27 protein-coding genes are annotated in these 23,737 nt (G+C 72.9%); 13 read left to right on the top strand and 14 right to left on the bottom strand.

Annotated elements, in window-relative coordinates; genetic code table 11:
• Nucleotides 1-24 precede the first annotated feature (24 nt).
• Both FB470_RS35300 and FB470_RS35295 read right to left on the bottom strand, forming a co-directional pair.
• A complete protein-coding gene (locus FB470_RS35300) occupies nucleotides 25-897 on the bottom strand; it encodes an exodeoxyribonuclease III (RefSeq protein ID WP_306998838.1) in 873 nt (290 codons plus the stop codon).
• 176 nt (nucleotides 898-1,073) lie between these two features.
• Entirely contained in the window at nucleotides 1,074-1,871 is a 798-nt protein-coding gene (locus tag FB470_RS35295) for a hypothetical protein (RefSeq protein ID WP_306998836.1), read from the bottom strand.
• Between the two features lie 44 nt (nucleotides 1,872-1,915).
• Here FB470_RS35295 and FB470_RS35290 point away from each other — a divergent pair, with 44 nt between their 5' ends.
• The 5 genes from FB470_RS35290 (at nucleotide 1,916) to FB470_RS35270 (ending at nucleotide 6,532) form a co-directional block, all read left to right on the top strand.
• Complete coding sequence (locus FB470_RS35290) at nucleotides 1,916-2,101, top strand: hypothetical protein (RefSeq protein ID WP_306998834.1); 186 nt, start codon at nucleotides 1,916-1,918, stop codon at nucleotides 2,099-2,101.
• A gap of 89 nt (nucleotides 2,102-2,190) precedes the next feature.
• Nucleotides 2,191-2,709, top strand: coding sequence for a DUF4232 domain-containing protein (locus FB470_RS35285; protein ID WP_306998832.1), 519 nt, complete (start codon nucleotides 2,191-2,193; stop codon nucleotides 2,707-2,709).
• A gap of 846 nt (nucleotides 2,710-3,555) precedes the next feature.
• Nucleotides 3,556-4,062 carry an SRPBCC family protein gene (locus tag FB470_RS35280; RefSeq protein WP_306998830.1) on the top strand — a complete coding sequence of 169 codons (507 nt, stop codon included), beginning with the start codon at nucleotides 3,556-3,558 and terminating at the stop codon, nucleotides 4,060-4,062.
• Entirely contained in the window at nucleotides 4,062-5,108 is a 1,047-nt protein-coding gene (locus FB470_RS35275) for an LLM class flavin-dependent oxidoreductase (protein WP_306998828.1), read from the top strand. The genes FB470_RS35280 and FB470_RS35275 overlap by 1 nt, the downstream gene beginning before the upstream one ends.
• A gap of 212 nt (nucleotides 5,109-5,320) precedes the next feature.
• The gene (locus tag FB470_RS35270; RefSeq protein WP_306998826.1) at nucleotides 5,321-6,532 is read left to right on the top strand and encodes a cytochrome P450; all 1,212 of its coding nucleotides are present in this window, start codon (nucleotides 5,321-5,323) and stop codon (nucleotides 6,530-6,532) included.
• Between the two features lie 447 nt (nucleotides 6,533-6,979).
• On the opposite strand, the gene FB470_RS35265 is transcribed toward FB470_RS35270, so the two are convergent.
• Both FB470_RS35265 and FB470_RS35260 read right to left on the bottom strand, forming a co-directional pair.
• The gene (locus FB470_RS35265; RefSeq protein ID WP_306998824.1) at nucleotides 6,980-7,723 is read right to left on the bottom strand and encodes an SDR family NAD(P)-dependent oxidoreductase; all 744 of its coding nucleotides are present in this window, start codon (nucleotides 7,721-7,723) and stop codon (nucleotides 6,980-6,982) included.
• Entirely contained in the window at nucleotides 7,723-7,845 is a 123-nt protein-coding gene (locus FB470_RS35260) for a hypothetical protein (RefSeq protein WP_306998821.1), read from the bottom strand. The genes FB470_RS35265 and FB470_RS35260 overlap by 1 nt, the downstream gene beginning before the upstream one ends.
• A gap of 131 nt (nucleotides 7,846-7,976) precedes the next feature.
• Here FB470_RS35260 and FB470_RS35255 point away from each other — a divergent pair, with 131 nt between their 5' ends.
• From FB470_RS35255 to FB470_RS35230, 6 genes are read left to right on the top strand one after another with little or no spacing between them, the layout of a single operon-like run.
• Nucleotides 7,977-8,708, top strand: coding sequence for a FadR/GntR family transcriptional regulator (locus tag FB470_RS35255; protein WP_306998819.1), 732 nt, complete (start codon nucleotides 7,977-7,979; stop codon nucleotides 8,706-8,708).
• Complete coding sequence (locus FB470_RS35250; RefSeq protein ID WP_306998817.1) at nucleotides 8,683-8,955, top strand: hypothetical protein; 273 nt, start codon at nucleotides 8,683-8,685, stop codon at nucleotides 8,953-8,955. The genes FB470_RS35255 and FB470_RS35250 overlap by 26 nt, the downstream gene beginning before the upstream one ends.
• Nucleotides 8,952-9,761, top strand: coding sequence for an amidohydrolase family protein (locus FB470_RS35245; RefSeq protein ID WP_370876725.1), 810 nt, complete (start codon nucleotides 8,952-8,954; stop codon nucleotides 9,759-9,761). Before FB470_RS35250 ends, FB470_RS35245 begins: the two co-directional genes overlap by 4 nt.
• A 35-nt stretch (nucleotides 9,762-9,796) precedes the next feature.
• Nucleotides 9,797-12,115, top strand: coding sequence for a molybdopterin oxidoreductase family protein (locus tag FB470_RS35240; protein ID WP_306998814.1), 2,319 nt, complete (start codon nucleotides 9,797-9,799; stop codon nucleotides 12,113-12,115).
• A complete protein-coding gene (locus tag FB470_RS35235) occupies nucleotides 12,112-12,594 on the top strand; it encodes a hypothetical protein (RefSeq protein ID WP_306998812.1) in 483 nt (160 codons plus the stop codon). The genes FB470_RS35240 and FB470_RS35235 overlap by 4 nt, the downstream gene beginning before the upstream one ends.
• Nucleotides 12,594-13,088, top strand: a complete 495-nt coding sequence (locus FB470_RS35230) for a flavin reductase family protein (RefSeq protein WP_306998810.1) — start codon at nucleotides 12,594-12,596, stop codon at nucleotides 13,086-13,088. Before FB470_RS35235 ends, FB470_RS35230 begins: the two co-directional genes overlap by 1 nt.
• 32 nt (nucleotides 13,089-13,120) lie before the next feature.
• Here the strand turns inward: FB470_RS35230 and FB470_RS35225 are convergent, their stop codons facing one another.
• Nucleotides 13,121-13,753, bottom strand: a complete 633-nt coding sequence (locus FB470_RS35225; RefSeq protein ID WP_306998809.1) for a GH12 family glycosyl hydrolase domain-containing protein — start codon at nucleotides 13,751-13,753, stop codon at nucleotides 13,121-13,123.
• Here FB470_RS35225 and FB470_RS35220 point away from each other — a divergent pair.
• The gene (locus tag FB470_RS35220) at nucleotides 13,746-14,099 is read left to right on the top strand and encodes a hypothetical protein (RefSeq protein ID WP_306998807.1); all 354 of its coding nucleotides are present in this window, start codon (nucleotides 13,746-13,748) and stop codon (nucleotides 14,097-14,099) included. The two genes, FB470_RS35225 and FB470_RS35220, sit on opposite strands and share 8 nt — an antisense overlap.
• Before the next feature lie 266 nt (nucleotides 14,100-14,365).
• Here FB470_RS35220 and FB470_RS35215 read toward each other — a convergent pair whose 3' ends face one another.
• The 8 genes from FB470_RS35215 to FB470_RS35180 form a co-directional block, all read right to left on the bottom strand.
• Nucleotides 14,366-15,733: an MDR family MFS transporter gene (locus FB470_RS35215; protein WP_306998805.1), complete on the bottom strand. Its 1,368-nt coding sequence runs from the start codon at nucleotides 15,731-15,733 to the stop codon at nucleotides 14,366-14,368.
• Complete coding sequence (locus tag FB470_RS35210; RefSeq protein ID WP_306998803.1) at nucleotides 15,730-17,190, bottom strand: aldehyde dehydrogenase; 1,461 nt, start codon at nucleotides 17,188-17,190, stop codon at nucleotides 15,730-15,732. Before FB470_RS35210 ends, FB470_RS35215 begins: the two co-directional genes overlap by 4 nt.
• 250 nt (nucleotides 17,191-17,440) lie before the next feature.
• Nucleotides 17,441-17,908: a hypothetical protein gene (locus FB470_RS35205; protein WP_306998801.1), complete on the bottom strand. Its 468-nt coding sequence runs from the start codon at nucleotides 17,906-17,908 to the stop codon at nucleotides 17,441-17,443.
• Between the two features lie 50 nt (nucleotides 17,909-17,958).
• Nucleotides 17,959-18,636, bottom strand: a complete 678-nt coding sequence (locus FB470_RS35200; RefSeq protein ID WP_306998799.1) for a FadR/GntR family transcriptional regulator — start codon at nucleotides 18,634-18,636, stop codon at nucleotides 17,959-17,961.
• Nucleotides 18,637-18,641: 5 nt separating this feature from the next.
• Complete coding sequence (locus tag FB470_RS35195) at nucleotides 18,642-18,977, bottom strand: L-rhamnose mutarotase (protein ID WP_306998798.1); 336 nt, start codon at nucleotides 18,975-18,977, stop codon at nucleotides 18,642-18,644.
• A gap of 73 nt (nucleotides 18,978-19,050) precedes the next feature.
• Nucleotides 19,051-20,220, bottom strand: a complete 1,170-nt coding sequence (locus FB470_RS35190; protein WP_306998796.1) for an MFS transporter — start codon at nucleotides 20,218-20,220, stop codon at nucleotides 19,051-19,053.
• A gap of 100 nt (nucleotides 20,221-20,320) precedes the next feature.
• Nucleotides 20,321-20,923: a phosphatase PAP2 family protein gene (locus FB470_RS35185; protein ID WP_306998794.1), complete on the bottom strand. Its 603-nt coding sequence runs from the start codon at nucleotides 20,921-20,923 to the stop codon at nucleotides 20,321-20,323.
• Between the two features lie 43 nt (nucleotides 20,924-20,966).
• Nucleotides 20,967-21,518 (bottom strand): Chromate resistance protein ChrB, encoded by a 552-nt coding sequence (locus FB470_RS35180; RefSeq protein WP_306998792.1) that lies wholly within the window; start codon nucleotides 21,516-21,518, stop codon nucleotides 20,967-20,969.
• A gap of 112 nt (nucleotides 21,519-21,630) precedes the next feature.
• Between FB470_RS35180 and FB470_RS35175 the strand changes: the two genes are divergently transcribed.
• Nucleotides 21,631-22,554 carry an alpha/beta hydrolase gene (locus tag FB470_RS35175; protein WP_306998790.1) on the top strand — a complete coding sequence of 308 codons (924 nt, stop codon included), beginning with the start codon at nucleotides 21,631-21,633 and terminating at the stop codon, nucleotides 22,552-22,554.
• Nucleotides 22,555-22,557: 3 nt separating this feature from the next.
• On the opposite strand, the gene FB470_RS35170 is transcribed toward FB470_RS35175, so the two are convergent.
• Nucleotides 22,558-23,709 (bottom strand): alpha/beta hydrolase, encoded by a 1,152-nt coding sequence (locus FB470_RS35170; RefSeq protein ID WP_306998788.1) that lies wholly within the window; start codon nucleotides 23,707-23,709, stop codon nucleotides 22,558-22,560.
• Between the last annotated feature and the right edge of the window lie 28 nt (nucleotides 23,710-23,737).

Genomic DNA, 23,737 nt, shown 5'->3' with positions numbered 1-23,737 from the left:
CGTGGTGCGGGTGGTGCCGAGCGGTTACTTCGACTGCGGCAGCGTGACCCGGCCCTTCCGGGCCCGCGGCGCCGACGGTGGCGGGACGACGGGGCCGATGTCGCCGTCCGGGGCCTCGTCCAGGTCGACGATCACCGGGGCGTGGTCGCTCGGGCCGGTGACCTTGCGCGCGTGCCGGTCGACCCAGGCGGCCGCGACCCGGCCCGCGACCGGCGCCGAGGCCAGCACCAGGTCGATGCGCATCCCGAGGTCCTGGTGGAACATGCCGGCCCGGTAGTCCCAGTAGGTGAACACGCGCTCGGACGGCCAGCGATCCCGGATCACGTCCCGCAGGCCGAGACCGGTCAGCTCGGCCAGGGCGGCGCGCTCCGGGGCGGTGACGTGGGTCTGGCCGACGTAGGCCTCGGGGTCGAAGACGTCCGCGTCGGTGGGGGCGATGTTCATGTCGCCGCACAGCATCACCGCCTCCGGGCCGCCCGCCACGACGTCCCGCAACGCCGCCAGCCACGCCAGCTTGTACTGGTAGTGCTCCGACCCGGGTGTGCGGCCGTTCGGCACGTACAGCGAGTGCACGCGCACGCCGCCGCAGGTCGCGGCCACCGCGCGCGCCTCGGGGTGCGGGAAGCCGGGCGCACCGGCCACCCCGGTGACCACGTCCTCGAGCCCGGCCTTCGACAGGATCGCGACCCCGTTCCACCGCGGTTCCCCGGCCAGCGCCACCTCGTAGCCGCGCTGGGCGAGCTCGTCGCCGAGCAGGTCGCGGAACGCGTCGTCGGCCAGTTTGGTCTCCTGCAGGCACACCACGTCGGGCTGCCGCTGGTCCAGCCACGGCAGCAGCCTCGGCACCCGCTGCTTCACGGAGTTCACGTTCCAGGTCGCCACACGCACGTCGTCCACGCTAACGCCCACCACGCCGGTCCGCGTACCGGAAAGTCGGCGGAGCCCCTCGCCGACCACCCGGTGTGCGCGGCCCGGTACGACGAAATCGCGTTCAAGACGTCACCGGGACTCCCGAAGGTCATGCTTGATGGGCACGCGGCATCGTGTGCGCGATCGTGCCGGCCTGATCCCGGTCACCGGAACAGGCTGACCGCCCGCGAGATGACCACCACCACGGTGATGAGCGAGATCGCGGACTGGCTCAGCATCAGCATCTTCGCCCAGCGGGACATCGGCATGACGTCCGTGGGGCTGAACGCGGTCGCATTGGTGAAGGACAGGTAGAAGTAGTCGAGGAAGTGCGGTTCCCAGTCCGGGTACGCCTGCGGGTCCTCCATCTGGGGGAACCGGAAGTCCGGCTTCGGCCGCTCGCCTCGCGCGCGGGCGACCGGTCCGCCGCGGTCCCATTCCCAGTACCACAGGGCGAACCCGATCACGTTCGTGAGCCAGATCGCGCCGCCACTGCCGAGCAGCGGCCCGGGCTCCTCGCCGGCACGGGCCGCGAGCAGGTCCACCACCAGCAGCGCCGCGGACCAGCCGTTGGCCAGGCTGATCACCGCGATCAGCGCGGTGGACAGCGGCCGCAGCCACGGGTGGTCGCGGGAGATCCGCACCGGGTTCAGCCCGATGAGCGCGGCGACCAGCGCGATCTCCAGCGCCGGCAGCAGCCAGTGCGGGCGGAACGCGAGCCGGTCCGGCAGCACCAGCTGCAGGGTCACCGCGAGCGCGATCGCCAGCGTGACCGCCCAGCGCTGCTCACCGCGCGTCGCCCGCAGCCAGGCCGGCAGCCGCTTGGCGTTGTCGGAAACCGTCTGCGAGAAGGGATGGCCGCCATGGCACAGCAGCTCTTCCAGCTCGAGCAGCTCGGCGCGCACGGCTCGCAGCCGGTCCACGTGCTCCGGCTGTCCCCGCGTCCCGGGTTCGGGCGTCATCTCGTCCTCCTCTCCTCGCCCCTGCACCCTGTCCGCTGAACGCTGTGCGGAGGCTGAGGAACCCGGCGACGGCCACGGTGACGGTGATCCGCCAATGCGCACCCGGTTATGCCGGGCTGGGCATGGTCGCGAGCGTGGTGATGTTCGTGCCGCTGGTGGTGGAGAGCCCGCTGTGGTCGAGCGTTCCGTGTGACGTCCGGGCGGGCGCCGGGTTGCTTCGGTGCGACTGATCCCACGCGGGCGCATCCCGAGGCGACGGTGAACGTCTTTCCGGGTGAGGGTCAACGAGGTGAATGCCTCACTCGGAAAGGGGAGACCGATGTCTGGGATTCTGCGCCGCACGGGGGTCGTGATCGCTGCCGCGGCCGGGCTGGGGACCGTGGCCGCCGGCACCGCACAGGCGGAGCCGACCGATCTGGGGTGCACGGCCACGCAGGTCGACACGACCCTGGTCTACGGCGGCTCGGGCGCGGGCACGCGCGGCGGGTACCTGCAGTTCACCGCGAAGCCGGGGGAGGCCTGCTACCTGACCGGGGCCGTGCCGGTGGGGCTCGTGGGCGCGCACGACGTGCTGGTGGCCAACGACGCGCCCGCGGACGCGCCGATGCTGTACCTGCGCAACGGCTCGTCGGCCCACGTGCAGCTGACGTGGACCACCGTCTCGCCCGACCAGCAGCAGACGCCACTGGCCGTCACGGTCGACACGCCCGGCCACCCGGACGGCCCGGTGATGACCGTGCCGTGGACGCTGGGCCCGGTCGACACGACGCCGGAGAGCCACGAGATCCACGTCGGACCGGCGACGCCAGGGGAGGCGCCCGCCGGGCCGGCGGCCTGAGCAGGGATTTTCGCGGGCCGGCCGGTGGTGAGCCGGCCGGCCCGGTTTCTCTCGGGGTGACTGGGGGAGTTGCCTGGGGGCCGACTTCCCTGTGGCGGGGGTTGCACGCTGTCCGGTAGTGCGCCGGCTGGTCCGGTTTCTCTCGGGGTGTGGGCCTGGGGCCGGCTTCCTGCCCTGGGGGGTGCGGTTGTCCGATGGTGTGCCGGCGGTCCGGTTTCGTTGCGTGTGGCGGAGGCGCTTGCTGGGCCGGTCGGTCGCGCAGGGGTGTGAGCCGGGCCGGTGGCCTGCGCCGGGACGGTCCGATTTTCGTCGGGCAGTGGCGCCCGGGCCCGGGCACGGCCCAGGCCATCCGCCGCTGTGGTGTCCGGCCCAGCTCGCGGCGGCTCCGCGGGCCAGGCTCGGCCGTCCACCAGTGGGCCCCGCAAGGGCGTTCCGTGGGGCGGGACACCCCGGGCAGCAGCACGAGCCGGTTGGTGCGCCGCTCCCCGCGCCGTTCCCGCTCCGCCTCAACGTGCGCGTTCGGCCGCCGCAGGCCGTCCACCACATCCGCCGGGTCGTGGTCCACTTCGGACTCCGGGCGGCCCAGGTGCTCGGCCCACAATCCCAGCCGCGGATCCGCGCGGTCGCCGGTGGTGGCCGTCGTCCGCGTCGATCAGCCGGCCCGGCCGGCCCCGGGAGCCCACCAAGGGCGTCGACGTCGGGGCGAAAGCCGACATCACGTCCGGCGCCGTCCGATGCCGCCGGGCGGGCGCCGGGTACGAGGTGCAGGCCCTGCGCGGCGGCGGCACGGGGATGACGTGACGAGCGCCTTGACAGGGACAGTCTCATTACGCAACTCTTCTGGTCATGGAGTGGACCGGCGCGCGTTACGCGGACACACCCACTGTCGAGGTGCGGACGTGGATCGACGCCCCGCCCGAGCGGGTGTGGGCGCTGGTCTCCGACATCGGCCTGATGCCCGAGCTCAGCGACGAGCTGCAGTCCGTCGAGTGGGCCGAGGGCTCGTCCGGGCCCGTGGTGGGTGCGCGGTTCGTCGGGCACAACCGGCACGAGGCGATGGGCGAGTGGTCGACGACCTCGCACGTCGTCGAGTGCGAACCGGGCCGGGTGTTCGCGTGGGCGGTCGAGGACCCGGACCACCCCAGCTCGGTCTGGCGGTTCCGGCTGACGCCCCGGGACGGCGGCACCGAGCTGGCGCAGTGGATGCAGATGGGGCCGGGACGGTCCGGCCTGTCGTACGCGATCGACCGGATGCCGGACAAGGAGCAGAAGATCGTGTTCGTCCGGCTGCGCGAGCTGGAACGCGGCATGACGGCGACGCTCGAATGCATCCGCAAGCGCGCGGAAGCCTGATGCGCACCGCGACGACGGTCGAAGGGTCCTCGCCCGGGGCGGTGGACTTCGTGGTGGAGGCGGACAGACTCGGCCTCGACGTGTGCTGGGTCGCCGAGGCGTGGGGGTCTGACGCCCCGTCCGCGCTGGGCTACTTCGCGGCGCGCACCGAGCGGATGCTGCTCGGGTCGGGGATCATGCAGGTCGGCACGCGCACGCCGGTCGCGGTGGCGCAGACGGCGATCACACTGTCCAATCTGTCCGGTGGGCGGTTCCTGCTGGGGCTGGGCGCGTCGGGGCCGCAGGTGATCGAGGGGCTGCACGGGGTGCCGTTCGCGCGGCCGCTGGCGCGCGTGCGGGAGACCGTGGAGATCGTGCGGCGCGTGATCGAGGGCGGCAAGATCTCCTACGCCGGCAACGAGTTCCGGATCCCGTTGCCGGGCGGCGACGCGGTGCCGATGCGGCTGTCGATGCGCGCCGAGCACCCGATCCCGGTCTACCTGGCCACCCTGTCGCCGGCGATGCTGCGCCTGACCGGTGAAATCGCCGACGGCTGGCTCGGCACCAGTTTCGTGCCGGAAGGTGCCGCGGAGGCGTACTTCTCGCATCTGGATGAGGGGTTGGCCCGCGCCGGGCGGTCGCGGGCGGACCTGGACGTGTGCCAGGGCGCGGAGGTCGCGTTCGCGCCGGACGAGGACGCGTTGCGGGCGATGGTCGCGGGCCGGAAGAAGGAGCTGGCGTTCAGCCTCGGCGGGATGGGCTCGGCGTCGACGAACTTCTACAACCGGGCCTACAGCAGGCAGGGCTGGGCGGAGGTCGCGGCCGAGGTGCGGCAGCGGTGGCAGGCGGGCGACCGCGACGGGGCCGCGGCGCTGGTGACCGACGAGATGGTCCTCGCCACGACGCTCATCGGCACCGAGGACATGGTGCGCAAGCGTTTGCAGGTCTGGCGGGACGCCGGGGTGGACACGGTGCGCCTGTACCCCGCCGGGGACACCCTCGACGCCCGCCTGGGCACCCTCGCCCAGGCGATCGACCTCGTCCGGGAGATCAGCAGCCGGCCCTGACGCGGCGGCGCGTTGGCCACCAGCGGACACCGCGATCTGGGCGAGCTCGCGCCGCGATCGGCTCCGGCAACGCGGCCTCCAGCGCGGAGCGTGACCGGCGGCTACGTCGAACGGAGACTTGCGGGACCGGCATCGGATCAGTCCAATGGTGTTGGAAGGACACCACTTGCCGGAACGAATCGGGCGAAAGTTCACGTAGCGAGGAGCTGGTGATGACCACCGCGGAACTCCGGAGCTACCCGTTCAGCCGGCCGGAACGGCTGGACATGGAGCCGATGTTCGCGGACCTGCGCGCGAACGAGCCCCTGATCCGGGTCCGGTTGCCCTACGGCGAACCCGGCTGGCTGGCCACCCGGTACGAGGACGTCAAGGTGGTCCTGAGCGACCCGCGCTTCAGCCGCGCCGCGAGCCTGGAGCACGACGAACCGCGGATGCGCCCCACACCGTCGCAGCCCGGCAGCATCCTGAGCATGGACCCGCCGGACCACAGCCGCCTGCGCCGGCTGGTCACCAAGGCGTTCACCGTGCGGCGGATCGAGGAGCTGCGGCCGCGGGTGCGGCAGATCGCCGACGAGCTGGTCGACGCGATGATCGCGCAGGGGCCGCCGTCGGACCTGGTCGAGGCGTTCGCGCTGCCGGTGCCGGTCACCGTGATCTGCGAGCTGCTCGGCGTCCCGTACGAGGACCGCGTCGACTTCCGGTACTGGTCGGACGCGTTCCTGTCCACCACGAAGTTCACGCCGGACGAGGTGCGGGACTGCACGCTGAAGATGCGGTCCTACCTGGAGGGCCTGATCGCGCAGCGGCGGCGGACCCCGCGGGACGACCTCCTCAGCGGCCTGGTCGCCGCGCGGGACAACGAGGATCGTCTGTCCGAAGAGGAACTGATCATGCTCGCGATGGCGCTGCTCGTCGCCGGGCACGAGACCACCGCGTCACAGATCCCGAACTTCGTCTACACGCTGCTGACGCACCCCGGCCAGCTGGCCGTGCTGCGGGAGGACCTGAGCCTGGTGCCGAAGGCGGTCGAGGAGCTGATGCGGTACGTGCCGCTCGGGCTCGGCGCCGGCATCGCCCGCTACGCCACCGAGGACATCGAGCTGGGCGGGGTGCTCGTGCGGGCCGGGGAGGCGGTCATGCCGGTGCTCGCGTCGGCCAACCGGGACGAGTCGGTGTTCCCCGACGCCGACCGGCTGGACCTGCGCCGCCAGGACACCTCGCACATCGGCTTCGGGCACGGCGTGCACCACTGCCTGGGCGCCCCGCTGGCGCGCATGGAACTGCAGGTCTCGCTCGGCACGCTCCTGCGCCGGCTGCCGAACCTGCGCCTCGCCGACGGCGACGCGGGTGTCGCGTGGAAGGAAGGCCTGTCGACCCGCGGCCCGGAGCGGATGCTGCTCACCTGGGATCCGCCCGCGGCCTGAGGACAGTCGCGGCTCCTCACCGGGGGGCACCGGCGAGCACCGTCAGCCGGACTCGGAGCCGCGGGCGTCGTGCGCCGTGCGCCAGAACCGGATCGGCGCCGGGTTCCCCGTGGCCGCGCGGACCTCGTCGTGGAAGGCCGTGTCGGCTTCCGCACCGCGCGCGGCGCCATCCGCGTGGCCGCCTGCCGTGCGGCGTACTCCACCAGCCGCTGCCCGGGCATCAGTTCACCGTTGACGATGTGTTGCGCAGCAACCGGTACACGTTGTCCGACACCAGCCCGCGCTGGTCCAGCCACGCCGCGGGCACCTGGCCCGACCCACGCCGCGGAGGTGCCGCTGCTGCTAGGCACTTCCGGACGCGTGGCCGTCGGGCACGCGGCGGACGGCCACGGTGAGTTCGGCGCGCGCCGTTCGACAGTGCCGCTCCTGGGAGGCGCCGAGCGCGGTTCAGCGGCGCAGGCGCAGCCCCTGCATCCCCCCGTCGACGGCGAGTTCCGCGCCGGTGGTGGCGCCGGAGTGCGGGCTGGCGAGGTAGGCGATCGCGGTGGCGACCTCGTCGGCCGACACCAGGCGCCCCATCGGCTGACGGGCCTCCAGCGCGGCGCGTTCGGCGACCGGGTCGTCGGCCTTGTCCAGCAGCCGCCCGATCCACGGCGTGTCCGCGGTGCCCGGGTGCACGCAGTTGACCCGGATGCCGTCCTCGATCAGGTCCGCGGCCATCGCGCGGGTCAGTGCCGCCACCGCGCCCTTCGACGACGAGTACAGCGCCCGCTGCGGCAGCCCGGCGGTCGCGGCGATCGAGCAGGTGTTCACGATGGCCCCGTGCGCCGAACGCCTCAGGTGCGGCAGCGCCGCGCGCGTCACGCGCACCACGCCGAACACGTTGACCTCGAACACGCGGCGCCACTCGTCGTCCGGGTTGTCCTCGACCGTGCCCTGAGCACCGATACCCGCGTTGTTGACCAGGACATCGAGACCACCCAGCTCCGCGGCCGCGGCCTCGACCGCCTCCCGGACCGAGGCGTCGTCGGCGACATCCGCCCGGAAACCGGTCAGCGGACCGTCCACGGCGGGGTTCACGTCGAGGCAGGCCACCCGCGCGCCGCGCTCGGCGAGCACCAGCGCCGTCGCCAGGCCGATCCCGGAAGCGCCGCCGGTCACCAGCGCGCGCAGACCGCCGAACTCGCCCATCACGCCACCGCCTCCGTGTCGGTGCAGCCGAGCCGGCCGGGCGTGGTGGTGCGGGCCGGGTAGTCGTTCGAGGTGGGGAAGCGGACATCGACCGCGCCGACCGCGGTGATCAGTTCGGGCAAGGGAAGATCCTTCCGGCGGTGCCAAACAGCATATGTATTTGTAGGCGACGGTGGGCTGTCTGTCCAGGTCGGTGGTCGTGGATCTCGTGTTTGATTTACAGACATCGTATGTTTGACCTAGGCTGCGCAGGGTGTCCGTGACCGATGAGGCCATCGCCCGCATCCGTGCGCTGATCCAGTCGGGCCGGCTGCCACCGGGCGCGAAGCTCCCGCCCGAACCGCAGCTGGCCGCGGAGCTCGGCATCTCCCGCACCCCGATGCGCGAGGCGGTGAAAGCGCTCGCCGTGGCCAGGGTGCTCGACGTCCGGCGGGGCGACGGCACCTACGTCACCAGCCTGGAACCCAAGGTGCTGCTCGAAGGTCTCGGTCTCGCCGTCGAGCTGATGCAGGGCAACACCCTCCTGGAGCTGACCGAGGTGCGGCGGCTGTTCGAACCCGTCGCCACCGGGCTGGCCGCCCAGCGCGTCACCGACGAGCAGCTCGAGGTCATCCGCGGTCACCTCGACGCGATGCAGGCCGCGACCGGTGACATGGAGGTGCTGAGCCGGCATGATGCGGCGTTCCACCGCGCGATCGTCGCGGCGACCGGCAACGAGGCGCTGACCACGCTGATCGAGGGCATCTCCGGCCGCACGCTGCGGGCCCGGATCTGGCGCGGTCTCGTCGAGGCCGGTGCCGCCGAGCAGACCATCACCGAACACGAGGCGATCTACCAGGCGCTGTGCGAGCGGGACGCCGCGCTCGCGCAGGCCGCCGCACTCCTGCACGTGTGCACCACCGAGCGCTGGCTGCGCCGCGTGCACGACAGCGGTACCGGCATCCCGGGTGAGGAGAACCATGCGACTTCAGCGACCGGGGCCTGACGGAGCCGAGCGGCCGGTGGTGCTCGCCGGCGGCGTGTTCCCGTTGACGGCCGGCATCGTCGAGACCGGTGCGACCGAACCGGCCGAGCCGGTTGTGTTCGAGGCGGAGGCCCTCCGGCACCCGGCGGTCAGCGCGGTGGTGCTGGGCGCCCGCACCCCCGAGGAGGTCACCGCGAACGCGGAGTACCCCGCACCGGAGATCCCTGCTCCACTGTGGACGGAGTCGGACAGGGCGGCATCGTGCTGATCGACGCGCACCACCACCTGTGGGACCTCGGCGCCCGGCGTCAGGACTGGCTCGACGGTCCGGAGATGGCGCCGGTCCGCCGCACGTTCACCGCGGCCGACTACCACGCGGTGGCCGGGGTGGACCGTTCCGTCCTGGTGCAGGTGCTCGCCGACGTGTCCGAGACGCGGGACTTCCTCGCCGTCGCCGCGGCCGATCCCGTGATCGCCGGGGTGGTCGGCTGGGTGGACCTCAGGAAACCGGACGTCGCCGATGTCCTGGCCACCCTGCCCGGCCTGGTCGGGGTGCGGCACCTGGTGCAGGGCGAGGCCGACCCGCGGTGGCTGACCCGCGCCGACGTCCGGCGCGGGTTGCGCGCGGTGGCCCGGGCGGGGCTGTCCTACGACCTGCTCACCCTGCCGCACCAGCTGCCCGCGGCGATCGAGACCGCCCGGGACCTGCCGGAGCTGTCGTTCGTGCTCGACCACCTGTCCAAACCGCCCATCGCCTCCGGCGACCTCGAACCCTGGGCGACGCACCTGCGCGAACTGGCCGCGCTGCCCAACGTGACGGCGAAGCTGTCCGGCCTGGTCACCGAGGCCGGTCCGGGGTGGACCACCGCCGGCCTGCGCCCCTACGCCGAGGTGGCCCTCGAAGCGTTCGGCCCGGACCGGCTGATGTTCGGCTCGGACTGGCCGGTCTGCCTGCTCGCGGCCTCCTACGCCCAGGTCCGGGAGGCCGCGGAGGAACTGGTGGCCGGCCTGAGCCCGGCCGAGCGGGACGCCGTGTTCGGCGGCACGGCCCAGCGCGTCTACCGGCTCGGCTAGTTTTCCGCGACCGGCCGCCGGGTACTCCGGCGCGAGTGGAGACACGTGACGCGATCACCGACCCCTGGGGAGCCCGCACGCCCTACGGACCGGGGGAGTCCTGGCCGGTGCGGGTCGACTCGCACCTCGCCGACGGGCTGACGCCCGAGGACGTCGACCGCTGGGTGCCCACCGCGGCGGTACTGCACTCCAACGGTGACGGACTGGACCTCGCGGTCAAGGACGGCCGGATCGTCGGGGTGCGCGGCCGCGCGGACGACCGGGTGAACCACGGCCGCGTGGACACCAAGGACCTCTACGGCTGGCAGGCCAACGCCTCACCGGACCGGCTCACCACCCCGCTCGTCCGGCGCGACGGCGAACTGGCCGAGGCGACCTGGGACGAGGCGATGTCGCTCATCGTGTCCCGCAGCCGGGAACTGCTCGGCGAACAGGGCCCGGGCTCGATCGGGTTCTACACCAGCGGCCAGCTGTTCTGCGAGGAGTACTACACGCTGGCCGCGATCGCCCACGGCGCGATCGGCACCAACCACCTCGACGGCAACACGCGCCTGTGCACGGCCACCGCGGCGGCCGCCCTCAAGGCGTCCTTCGGCTGCGACGGCCAGCCCGCCTCCTACACCGACGTCGACCACGCCGACGTCATCGCGCTGTTCGGGCACAACGTGGCCGAGACGCAGAGCGTGCTGTGGACCCGCATGCTCGACCGGCTCGCCGGGCCCAACCCGCCGGCCCTGCTGTGCGTCGACCCGCGCGAGACGCCGGTGGCGCGCGCGGCGACCCTGCACCTCGCGCCGATGCCGGGCACGAACCTCGCGCTCATGAACGCGCTGCTGCACGAGATCATCGCCGGCGACCGGATCGACCACGACTACGTCGAGCGCTGCACGGTCGGCTACGACGAGCTCGCCGCCGCCGTCGCCGGCTGCACGCCGGAATGGGCGGAGAAGATCTGCCGCGTCCCCGCCTCCCGGATCCGCGCGGCCGCCGCGCTGCTCGGTCGGGCCGAACGTCTGCTGTGCACGGTGCTCCAGGGCTTCTACCAGTCCCACCAGGCCACCGCCGCGGCCGTGCAGGTCAACAACATCACCCTGCTGCGCGGGATGCTCGGCAAACCCGGCTGCGGCGTGCTGCAGATGAACGGCCAGCCCACCGCCGAGAACACCCGCGAGTGCGGCGCCGACGGGGACCTGCCCGGATTCCGCAACTGGGCCAACGACGCCCACGTCGCCGAGCTGGCCAGGCTGTGGAACCTCGACCCGCTGCGGATCCCGCACTACTCGTCGCCGACGCACGCCATGCAGATCTTCCGCTACGCCGAGAACGGCAGCCTGCGGATGCTGTGGGTGTCGGCCACCAACCCGGCGGTGTCGCTGCCGGACCTGGGCCGGATCCGGAAGATCCTGTCCCAGGACCGGTTGTTCCTCGTCGTGCAGGACGCGTTCCGCACCGAGACCGCCGAACTGGCCGACGTCGTCCTGCCCGCCGCCATGTGGGGCGAGAAGACCGGCGTGTTCACCAACGCCGACCGGACCGTGCACCTGTCCGGCAAGGCCGTCGACCCGCCCGGACAGTCCAAACCGGACCTGGACATCTTCCTGGACTACGCGCGGCGCATGGACTTCCGCGACCGGGACGGCAACCCGTTCCCGTCCTGGCACGACGCGGAGTCGGCGTTCGAGGCGTGGCAGCGCGCCAGCGCCGGCCGCCCGTGCGACTACACCGGCTTCACCTACGACAAGCTGCGCGGCGGCGGCGGGATCCAGTGGCCCTGCACCAGCGAGCACCCCGACGGCACCGAACGCCTCTACACCGACGGGAAGTTCTTCGCCCACCCCGACTACTGCGAAGCTTACGGGCGGGACCTGATCACCGGCGCGCCGGCCGAGCCGGGCGAGTACCGGGCCGGGAACCCCGACGGCAAGGCGATGCTGAAACCCGCCGAGTACCTGCCGCCGCACGAGGCCCCTTCGGCGGAGTACCCGTTCGCGCTGATCACCGGCCGCACGGTGTACCACTTCCACACCCGCACGAAGACCGGCCGCGCCCCGGAGCTGAACGACGCCGCCCCCGAGGTGTGGGTCGAGGTGTCCGAAGCGGACGCCCGGTCGCACGAGCTGTCCGACGGCGACCTCGCCGAGATCACCACACCGCGCGGCACGGTCCGGGCACGGGTGCGGGTGGCCGGCATCCGGGAAGGCGTGCTGTTCCTGCCCTTCCACTACGGCTACTGGGATTCCGACGACCCGGGGCGGCACCGTGCGGCCAACGAGCTGACCATCACCGAATGGGACCCGGTGTCGAAACAGCCGCTGTTCAAGACGGCCGCGGCGGCGCTGGGGAGGGTGCGATGAAGATCGGCCTCGCGTTGCGCGAACTCCACCGGTCCGAGACCGCACTGGCCCGGCAGCTGCTCAGGCTGTCCGACCGGCACTCGGCCGAACCCGAGATCCACCACGTCGCCCGCGACCTGGCGCGCTGGTCGCGGGAGCACGTCGAGGCGCTGGCGGAGGCCGGCCGGTCGTGGGACCTGGACCTGGAACCGTCCGCCGCCGAGCGGTCCGGCCCGCTCGCCCCGGTGCGCACGGCGCTGAGCGACCTGCTGTCCGACCGTCCCGAGCCCGGGCTGGTGCTGCTGGCCGATCTGCGGCGGCTGCACCGGGCGTGCGCCGGGGTGTCGCTGGACTGGGAACTGCTCGCGCAGGGCGCCCAGGCGGCCAAGAAGTCCGATCTGCTCAAGCTGGCCGGTCGGTGCCACCCCCAGACGTTGCGCCAGCTGAAGTGGAGCAACGCGATGCTCAAGCAGCTGTCCCCGCAGATCCTGACGAGCTGATGACCGATACCAGTCCCGGGTTCGAGGCGATCATGAGCTCGCTCGACTACCCGATGTACGTCGTGACCGCCACCGACGGCCGGGACCGGGCGGGGTGCCTGGTGGGCTTCGCCGCGCAGTGCAGCACGTCCCCGTCGCGGTTCATGGTGTGGTTGTCCAAGAACAACCACACGTTTCAGGTCGCCGCCGGCGCCACGCACCTCGGGGTGCACCGGCTGGACGAGCGGTGCCGGGACCTGGCCGAGTTGTTCGGCTCGCACACCGGCTTCGAGGTGGACAAGTTCGCCCGCTGCGCCTGGCGGCCCGGGCCGCGGGGCGTGCCCCTGCTGACGGACTGCCCGGCCTGGTTCGTCGGCGAGATCCTGTCCCGGCACGACACCGGCGACCACGTCGGCGTGCTCCTGCAGCCGGTGGCGGCCACCGGCGAGACCGGCTTCGGACCGCAGGTGGGCTTCCGGGACGTTCGGGACCTCAAGCCGGGAAACCCCGCCTGACCCGCCGTTCCGGTCTCGCGCGGGCCGGGCGGTCACTTCATGGTCACCGAGAAGTCCGAGAGCGTGAACCGGGCCGGGGTGTTGTCCGTGGAGCAGAACTCGACGCCGTAGCCGATCTGGTTCACGGTCGGGTTCTGCGGGATGTAGCCCCGCCCGACCGCCCACGTGATCATCGCCTTGAGGTCGACCGAACCCGAGTACAGCGTGTTCCGCGCGACGAACGCGATGTAGCCGCTGTCGTTGCGCCACACGTCGTAGGTGACGCCGCCGGCCGAGTACGTCGCGGTCTTGGTGCCGGACGGGACCTGGTTGTGGTTCTCGGTCCACACCATCAGTTCGGTGACGCCCTGGCCCTGACCGACGCCGTTGAGCCACACGTCGTAGGCGACGTCGTAGATACCGCTCTGCGGGCCGCGCCCGGCGAACGTGGAGGTGATCGTCGAGTAGTCGCCGACCGGTGCGCCGCGGAGGTTGTTGATGTCTTTGTGGACGTTGGGGTAGGTCTTGACCGACGTGGTGTCACGCTGCGTCGACTCGACGTACCAGTTGTCGTGGGAGCACGCGTAGAGCGTTTCCGGGCCGGCCTCGTCCTGGTTCCACATGTTGTTGTGGACGTAGTAGCCGCCGTCGGACCAGCCGCCGTCGGGATCGCTCGTCGTGAACACCGGGTCGGTGCACGACTTGGCGGCCGCCTGCGTGGCCGGGACCGAGGTGGATGTGTTCGCCGGCGCCGGGGTTTTGCTCGAGCTGCGCGGCGCGCTCGACGAGGACGACGGCGACGGTGTCGCTTCGGTGCTCCGCGTGGTGCTCGGGGGGCTTGCCGCCTCGGTGGTCGTCGTGCTCGCGGGTGCGCTCGACGAGCCGGCGGGCTGCGCGGCGGAGGAGATGCCGGTGGGCTGGCTCGCCAGCAGGCCGCCGGGCTTGCACCCGGCGAGGCTGAGCACGACCAGGGGAGCGGCCACCAGCGCCGCCGTGAACTGTCGGTTCATCTGCTTCTTTCGTCCGTGGTGAGCGATCGACGGGCCGTGCCCGTCCCCCCAGCGGAACGGTTCGGAAAGGTAGCACGGATAACGGTAAGATCACAGCGGGGTCACGCGACATTTACCGGCCCCGCCGCCGAGACGTCCGTCACTGCCGCGGGGTGCGGGCCCATCGGCGAAACCGGCTGGTTTCAGCGGGTTGGTCTCGAACCGTGAACACACGGGATCAGTTGCCGGAGGCGATGGCCGACCTCGCCCACGACCAGATCGTCGTGCTGATCTTCCTGGCGTCCCTGATCACCGCGGCGAACCGGCCGGCTTCCGCAGGAGCAGCGCGAGCCCCGTGCCGAGGGCGGCCGCCGGCGTGATCCACCGGAACGCACCGCCGATGTTGCCCGCCACGTCATCGCCCAGGAGGGCACCGAACACGGCCACCCCGAAGGCCGCGCCGATCGACCGGGCGAAGGTCACCACCGCGCTCGCGGCGCCGATGTCTTCCGCGGGCACCGCGTTCTGCGCCGCGGTCAGTGCGACCATCGGCACCATCCCGACGGCGATCCCGGTGACCAGGAAGCAGGCGATGAGCGCGAGCTGCCCGGTGCCCGGCGCCAGCGTGCTCAGCAGCAGGAGCCCGGCGACGGTGAGCGCCATGCCGGCGACCAGCACCGACCGCACCCGTGCCGGGTTCGCGATCCACCGTCCGGCCAGCGACTGGCTCACCACCAGCCCGATGACCAGCGGCAGCATGTGCACGCCGGACGACGTGGCCGTCGCCCCGTCCACCACCTGCAGGTAGGTGGGCAGGTAGACCAGCACGCTGAACATCGCGACGTTGGCGGTGAACCCGATCACCGAGGCGATCACGACCGTGCGCGAGGCGAGCATCGACAGCGGCAGCACCGGCGCCGCGGCCCGTCGCTCGACCGGGATCACCAGCGCGATCAGCACGAGCGCGACCACCGCGAGACCCAGGACGCGCGGCGAGGTCCAGCCCCACCGCTGCCCGAACGACGCGATCAGGATCAGGGCTGTGGCCGTCCCGGCGAGCAGCAGCGCGCCGGTGTGGTCGATCCGCGCGGCCGACTTCCGTGCGGCGGAGGGCAGGAACCGCGCGGCGATGGCCAACGCGACCAGCCCGACCGGCACGTTGATCAGGAACGCCCACCGCCACGACAGCTGGTCGGTGAACAGCCCGCCCAGGAGGGGCCCGGCGATGCTGGCGACGCCGTACACCGAGCCGAACCGGCCCTGGTACCGGCCGCGGTCCCCCGGCGGGACGATGTCGCCGACGAGCGCGAACGTCAGGACGATCATCCCGCCGCCGGCCAGACCCTGCAGGGCGCGCGCGGCGACGAGTTGCGGCAGGTCCTGGGCCAGCCCGCACAGCGCGGAGGCGATCAGGAACGCCGCGGTGGCGAGGAGGTACAGCCGCCTGCGCCCGAGCATGTCGCCGAGCTTTCCCCACAGCGGGGTGGCCGCGGTCGACGCGAGCAGGTAGGACGCGGTGACCCAGGCGATGTCGCGGAAGCCGCCGAGGTCGCCGGCGATCCGGGGGAGCGCGGTCGCGACGATGGTCTGGTCCAGTGAGGCCAGCAGGACGGCCAGGATCAACGCCGTCATCGCCGGCCGTACGGCGGGTCTGGCGGGGCGGTCGAGCGCGGTCATCGGTGTGCCTTCGCGGGAATCGTGACGGTCTTGTGCTCGGTGTAGGTGCCGAGCCCGACGGCGCCGTATTCGCGGCCCAGGCCGCTGGCCTTGAAACCGCCGAACGGGCCGTCGAACCCGATCGGCGCGCCGTTGACGGTGACGGTGCCGGTGCGCACGCGGCGCGCGATCTCCAGCGCGTGCGCGGGATCGGCCGACCACACCCCGCCGGACAGGCCGTACTCGGAGTCGTTGGCGATGCGGACCGCGTCGTCCTCGTCGTCGTAGGCGATGACGACCAGGACCGGGCCGAAGATCTCCTCCTGGGCGATGCGCATCGAGTTGTCGACGTCGGCGAACAGGGTCGGCGTGACGTAGAAGCCGCTTTCCAGCCCCGCCGGGACTTCCGGTCCGCCGGTGACGAGCCGGGCGCCCTCGCAGATGCCGAGGCGGATGTAGTCGAGCACGCGTTGCTGCTGGTCGCGGCGGACCATCGGACCGACGAACGTGCCCTCGTCCGCCGGATCGCCGACGCCCAGGGACTCGACGAGGTCCTTGAGCCCGGCGACCACCTCGTCGTAGCGGCTGCGCGGCGCGAGGATGCGGGTCTGCGCGATGCACGACTCGCCGTTGTTGAGCAGGGAGGAGAACTTGACTCCCTGGATCGCGGCGTCGAGATCGGCGTCGGGCAGGATGAGCATGGCCGATTTGCCGCCCAGTTCCAGGCTGACCCGCTTGAGCTGCTCACCGGCCAGCGACGCGATGCGGCGGCCGGCGCGCGTGGAGCCGGTGAAGGCGATCTTGTCCACGTCCGGGTGCCTGACCAGGTGCTCGCTGGTCTCGCGGTCCGCGGGCAGCACGCTGATCACGCCCTCCGGCAGCCCGGTCTGCTCCAGCAGTCGCGCGAGCAGGTTCATGCTCAGCGTGTTCTCCGGCGAGACCTTGAGCACGACCGTGTTCCCGGCCAGCAGCGCGGGCAGGATCTTCGCCAGGGCCGACGAGAACGGCGAGTTCCACGGGATGATCGCGGCGACGACCCCGACCGGCTCGCGGCGCACGACCGACCGGACCGGCGCGGCGCGGTCGGAGGGCGCGAGCGTCTCCTCCCAGCCGAACTCCTCCGCCGCCCTGAGGTAGGCGTTGGCCTGGCGGGTCAGCCCCGGCTGGCCGGCCTTGGTGAACCACAGGGCGGAGCCGTTCTCGGCGGAGATGAGCGCCGCGATCTCGTCGGCGCGTTCCTCGCGGAGCTTGTTCAGCCTGCGGATGACCGCGATGCGCTCGGCGGGGGTGGTGCGGGGCCACGGGCCCTCGTCGAAGGCCTTCCGGGCGGCGGCGACGGCGCGGTCGATGTCCGCGGGCAGGGCCTGCGCGGCGCGGCCCAGCAGCGACCGGTCGTGCGGGGACCGGATGTCCAGCAGCTCCGCGCTGCTCGGGGTGGTCCACTCGCCGCCGACGAAGAGCTGGTCGTAGGTGATCACTGCGGTCTCCTCGAATCCTGGATGTGTCACATCAATGTAGCAATTAATGAGGAGTAGTGGCGCGGTTGTGAGTCAGAAGACAGGGGCTGGGCGGAAACCAGCTGGCACCCCAGGCCGGCGCCGTCGATGTCGGCCATGAACCAGGCCCCGGTACCGGGGTGCGCCAGCTCCTTGGGCAGATGACTGGCCGGGCCCGAGGCCCGCAGCGCCGTTCGACGCCCATTCGCACGACCGCCGTTGCGGTACTAGGTCAGTGGTCGTGGGCGGTCCGGGCTCGGGCGATGGGTTGGCCGGTGGCGGGGTTCTGCCAGATGGCGCTGAGGGCCAGGATGGGTTGGGCGGTGTGGACGCTGACGCCTTGGTGGTGCGTCCGCCGTGCTGTTCCAGGTTCAGTCGGCCGGGCCCCGCGCTCGGCCGGGAAGCGGTTGAGTTCGTCGGAGACGTAGTGGCCCTTGTCGGCGGTGATCAGCAGCCGTGGGCGGTCGGCGAGTAGAACCTGCCGCTGGTCGACCTTCGGATCGGCCGGCGGCAGGGCGATGGGCAGTCCGGCGGGGGTGCAGACCGAACTTGGCCCAACCGGCCGGTTCCGAGCGTGTGATTGTCGACCGGGGCCGGCCAACCAGCGCATCACCTGCTTGACCAGCGGCAACGCGGCACGGAGAGGACGGTTGTAGCAACGCCTGGGCCACGGCCAGGTGGTGCTCAGGTCTGTCGCCACCAACGGATCCTGAACACCCCTGTTACCACCCAGCCTCGCGCATTCCTCGTCTAGCCGACCAGGGTCTGGCGCAGCCACTGCTCCACGCCGGCGATGTGCACGGTCGCCGCGGCGCGGGCCACGTCGGGCTGCCGGGCGGACAGCGCCTGCAGGATCGCGCGGTGCTCGGCCAGCGTCCGCTCCGTCACGCCCTCCTGCGTGATCCCCCGCCACGTGCGGGCCCGCTGCGTGCGCCCGGACAGGCTTTCCAGCAGCGAGGCCAGCACGGTGTTGCCGCAGCTGACCGCGATGCGCCGGTGGAACTCCAGGTCGTTCTCCACCAGCTGGTCCACCGTCGGCCGGCCGTCCAGCGAATCGAGCAGCCTGGCGAGGTCCGCGATGTCGGAGTCCGGCATGTGCCGCGCGGCCATCTCGGTGACGGCCGGCTCGATGACGCGGCGAGCCTCCAGGAACTGCAGGACGGTGTCGTCGCGGTGGAAGTCCACCACGAACCCCATCGCGTCCATCAGCAGCGAGGGCTCCAGGCTCGTCACGTACGTGCCGTCGCCGCGGCGGACGTCGAGCACGTGGATGAGCGAGAGCGCCCGCACCGCCTCGCGCAGGGAGTTGCGGGACAGGCCGAGGCGGTCGGCGAGGTCGGCCTCCCGCGGCAGGCGGTCGCCCGGCCGCAGTTCACCGTTCACGATCATCTGCTTGATCGCCTCGATGGCGTCGTCGGTGACGGACATGCCGCTCAGCGGTCCTTCCCGGCGAGCTGGCCGGCGAGGCTCCACAGCAGCGGGAGCCCCTCGTCGGCACCGGAGTAGTCGTCCGGCCGGGCGTGCAGCGGGCCCACGGTCTCCTGCCAGCGGACGTTCGCCGGGTCGTCCCGCAGGGCGTGCCGCATGCCCCGGTAGTCCTCGACGTCGACGAGGTGGAACAGGTGGGTGCCGTCGCGCCAGATCCGCCAGTTCCGGACGCCGCTGGCGACGAGCGCGGCCATCACATCGGAGGGGATGGACCGGTGCACGGCCTCGTACTCCAGCTCCGAACCCGGCTTCAGCTCCGTGTGCAGCGCGATCTCCGGCATACCCGCTCCCTGTCCGCGACGTAGAGGCAGGATACATCGGATCTTTCGTGGGTCGGCCGGGTGAACGGGACGCCTACCGGCTGGCCCGGGTGAGCGTGATCGTGGTCAGGACACCGAGGGCGGCCAGGATCGCGGCGAGACCGGCCAGGCCGAGGTCCAGCGTGGCCGCGGCGGCGAGCGCGCCCACCAGCAGCGGGCCGCCGGCGTCACCGAGTTCGCGGCCGACCTCCGCCGCGCCCATGGTCTGCCCGAGCCGTTCGGCCGGGGTGGTGGCGGCCAGGTGGGCGAACCCGATCGGGGTGGCCAGGCCGGTTCCGGCGCCGATGGCCAGCGCGGCCACCACGATCCCGGCGACGCCGGGCAGCACGGTCGTGACCGCCATCCCGGCCGCGGCCAGGCCGAGCCCGGCGGCCATGCCGGTCCGGTCGCGGATGCGGCCGGCGTCGCGGGCGCGCCCGGCCCAGGGCTGGACCAGTGCGGCGGTGGCGGCCAGCAGGGACACCACGGCGCCGGTGATCAGCGGCCCGAGCCCGTGTGCGGCACCGGCCACGGGCAGGAATCCGACACCGACCGCGAGGGCGGCGGTGGCGCCGGCCAGCGTGGCCGTGGGCCGCAGGAAGTCGCCGCTGGTGAGGCGGCGGGCCAGGTCGAGCACGGTCTGCCGGGTGCGCGGCAGCGGGGGCAGGGCCGGGACGGCGGCCGTGGCCCAGGCGGCGACCGCGAGCGCCAGGACCGCGAGGGTGCCGAACAGCAGCGGGTAGCCGCCGAGCGTGATGAGTACGCCGCCGAGGACGGGGCCGAGGGTGTAGCCGAGGCCCTTCCACGCGCCGTAGCCGCCGAACGCGCGGCCGTGCCGGCCCTGCGGGGACAGGCGGGCCACGAGCGCGCCCGCCGCCGGGGAGAAGGCCGCCGCGGCCGCACCCTGCCCGAAGCGCGCCACGCCCACCAGGCCGGGGTTGCCGGCGAACACGAACGCCGCGGAGGCGAGCGTGAAGGCCACCAGGCCGCCGAGCAGCACCGGCCGCGGCCCGATGCGGTCGGCCAGCGAGCCGAACACCGGTTTGAGCAGCACCTCGGCGCCGTCGTAGATCGCCAGCAGCAGGCCCAGGGTCAGCAGGGAGGCGTGCTCGGCCTCGGCGTAGCCGCCCAGGCTCGCGGCGATGCTGTGCGCACCGAACGCCGTCACGAAGCCCGCCCCGTACAACGGGAACAGGCGGCTGCGCGGGGCCGGCTCGGTGCTCATGGCCGAGCTGCCGGGTCGGTGGTGGTCAGGGGCGGGCGCCGCACGGGCAGGGCGACCGCCTGGCCGGTCGTCAAGCCGGCGCGGTACCGGGGCACGACGCTCATCGCTGGGCCGCCGGCTCGGTGGAGGTGGTCAGCAGCGGGCGCAGGGGGGTGCGTTCGGCGCGGTCCAGCAGCCAGATCAACGGGCGCCGCACGAGCCAGAATCCCAGCAGGCTGACCGCGGCGCCGAGGACCAGCCCGGCGAGCACGTCCTGCGGGTAGTGCGCGGCGATGTAGACCCGCGCGAACGCGATCACCACCGCCGCGATCCAGGCGACCACCGCGAGCCGGCGGGAGACCAGCAGCAGTCCGGCGGCCACGGCACCGGCCATCACCGCGTGGTCGCTGGGGAAGGCGGGGTCGGTGCTGCGCGAGGCCAGCACCAGCAGGCCGGACAGCGCGGTGTAGGGCCGGGGTTCGCCCACGGCGGCGGCGATCGGCTGGTTGAGACCGAGCGCGATCAGCATCCCCACCGGTGTCCACAGCGCCGCGGCCATCACGGCCGGGTTCGCGCGCTGCCGGGCGATCCACCAGCCGGCGAGCATCAGCACGGCGAACAGCACGATCCCGTAGGCGGCGTAGGCCGACACGACCGGCCGCAGCCACGGGGTCGCGCGCGCGAAGCCGTTGATGTCCAGGAAAAGTGCGGTGTCAGGGCCCACGGATCGGCTCCTCGTCCTGCCCGGCGGATCCGCCGGGGCGCGGTCACATCTGGTGCAGGGCCTGGAAGACCTGCTCGGTGTAGCCGGCGAGCCGCTCGGCGCAGTGCTTGAGCCGCTGCTCGGCCTCCGCCGCGGCGGGCGAGCCGAACACGTCCCGCGTCTTGATGTCGCGGTGCCAGCGGCGCAGCCGGTCCAGGCTCTGTTCCTCCTCCTCCAGCTCGGCCAGCGTGAACTTGCCCTTGCGGATCTCTTTGTCGATTTCGGCGTCGAACTTCGCGCAGTCGGCGAGGAACTCCGCCCACTCCTCGGCGCGCTCGGCGGTGAACAGCTCCTCCAGCCGGGCCGAGTCGGGTTCCGCCCGCCCGGCCGCGTCCAGGACCAGCACCTCACCCTCGCCGCGGCGCGCCAGGTCCACCACCCGGCTCACCCCGTCGGCGAACACCGGCGCGTCCGGCACCACCCAGGCGCCCTGGCCCAGCGACAGCGCACCGACCCGCCGCAGCTCCCGCCACACGGCCACGCGGTGCCGGCTGGGCTCGGCGGGCACCCGCACCACCAGTACCAGCCACCGGGCCGGATCACGCGCGTCGGTCACAGATGCCAATGTAGCAGCAGTTACAAATCCCCGTGCCCATGGGAGTCCGCTGAGAGGACGCTGAGCGCGCGAACATGCGCCCCGAGGGCGGGGCTGACTAGATTGGCGCCCCGTGACCCCCCTCGCGCGGACGCCGCCGCCGGCCAGGCGGTGGGCGCGGATCACCCTGGGAGCCGCCACCCTCGTCGTGGCCCTCGCCGCGGTGCTCACCGTGGTCGTCACCTCCCGCAGCCCGCTCCCCGGTGCCGGGCAACTGGTCACCGTCACGATCCCCGGCCCGGCGTCGCGGTTCTCCGCGCGCCCCGCCGAGGTCTACCTGCCGCCCGCGTGGTTCGCGCGGCACCGCCCGCACCTGCCGGTCGTGATGTTGCTGCACGGCACGCCCGGAGCACCGGAGGACTGGCTGGACGGCGGCGCCGTCACGGCCACTGTGGACAGCTGGGCCGCCGCGCACGGCGGCACCGCGCCGATCGTGGTGATGCCCGACATCAACGGCGCGGTCGACGCCGACAGCGAGTGCGTCGACGGCCCGGCCGGGCAGGCCGAGACCTACCTGACCCGGGACGTGCCCGCGTTCGTCGCGAGCCGGTTCTCCGCCCAGCCGCCCGGCGCGCGCTGGGCGGTCGCCGGCCTGTCCGAAGGCGGCTCGTGCGCGGTCACCCTCACCCTGCGCCACCCGGACACCTTCGCCGCGTTCGCCGACTTCAGCGGGCTGGCCGGCCCCCGCTCCGGCGACGGCAACGACCTCGGCGACACCATCCCGGCGCTCTTCGCCGGATCCAGAGTGGACTTCGACGCGCACGAACCCGCCTGGCTGCTGGCCCACCGCCGCTACCCCGGCACCGGCGGGTGGTTCGAGGTCGGCGACGCCGACGACGAGCCGCTCGCCGCGGCCCGGGCGCTCGAACCGGCCGCCGCCAGGGCCGGGATCGCCACCCGCCTGGTCGTGGTCCCCGGCGGCGGGCACGACTTCGTCCTGTGGCGCCAGGCGTTCGCCGACGCCTTGCCGTGGCTGGTGTCCCGGCTGTCCGGCTGATCCTCACCCGGCGGGGAAGTGCTCGCCGGCGAACACCAGCATGTAGGGCAGGGTCGCCCGCGCCGTGCGCCAGGTGTGGGTGAGGCCGGGTTCGACGTGCACGACGGCCTGCTGTCCGTCGGCGGTCAGCCGTCCGGCCAGGTCCCGCGCCCGGTCGACGTCGTCGCCGTCGTGCGACCCGGCCGCCAGGAACACCGCCACCGGGTCGTGGAAGACCATGCCGGTCAGGTAGTCCCGCGGCGTGTTCCGCTCGATCGCCGCGCGGTCACCGTGGAACTCGTCCCGCACGTCGCCGGGCGTGTCGTAGGGCAGGGTCAGCAGCAGCACACCGAACTCGCCGGTGTGGTGCAGACCGGTGTTCAGCGCGGCGAACGCCCCGCCGGACATGCCGCCCAGGGCGCGGGCGGCGCGGTCGCGGATCGTGCGGTACCGGCCGTCCACGGCGGACACCACCGGGCCGGTCAGGAACGTCTCCAGCCGCGGACCGCCCGGCACGTCCAGCCCCTCCCAGTCGCGCTGGGATTGCCCCGCGGTGAGGTCGACGCTGACGAGGATCATCGGCGGGATCGCCCCGTCCCGGTACAGCCGGTCCAGCGCGCCGGGCGCGGCGCCCGCGGTCAGCCAGTCCTGCGCGGACCCGAACGGGTACCCGTGCACGAGGTAGACCACCGGGTAGGCCTGGCCCGAACTCGCGTACCCGGGTGGCAGCAGCACGTACATCCGGCCGGTGGGCACGCCGTCGGCCGGGTCGGCGAGGTCGAACGAGTCCAGCGCCGGGGCGTCCGCGTCGGCCGGGACGCCGCGCCCGCCGGACCCATCGCCGCCACCGCCGCTGCCGTCGAGCAGCCGGCCCACCGCGGCGGCCGGGCCCCCGCCGCGTTCCAGGAGCGCGGCCAGGTCGTGCCCGGTGCGGACGTACCCGACGTAGGTGTTGAGCCCGGTCAGGCCCGCCACCAGCGCACAGCACACCGCCGCGATCACCGCCCGCCGCCGCGCGCGGCGCCACCGCACCGCGACCACCACCAGCACCAGTGCCGCGGCGGCGAAGGCGAGCCAGATCAGCGGCGACTCCAGCGGCCCCGCGGCACGGCAGTAGCGAGCCACGTCGGCCGGAACGTTCACATCCGTCCCGGTCCCCGCCACGGACCCGTCCATCACGCCCTCCTGCCCCCATCATCACCCG

The organism is Amycolatopsis thermophila, assembly GCF_030814215.1.
Lineage (GTDB): Bacteria > Actinomycetota > Actinomycetes > Mycobacteriales > Pseudonocardiaceae > Amycolatopsis_E > Amycolatopsis_E thermophila.
This window is presented reverse-complemented; position numbering and strand designations above follow the sequence as displayed.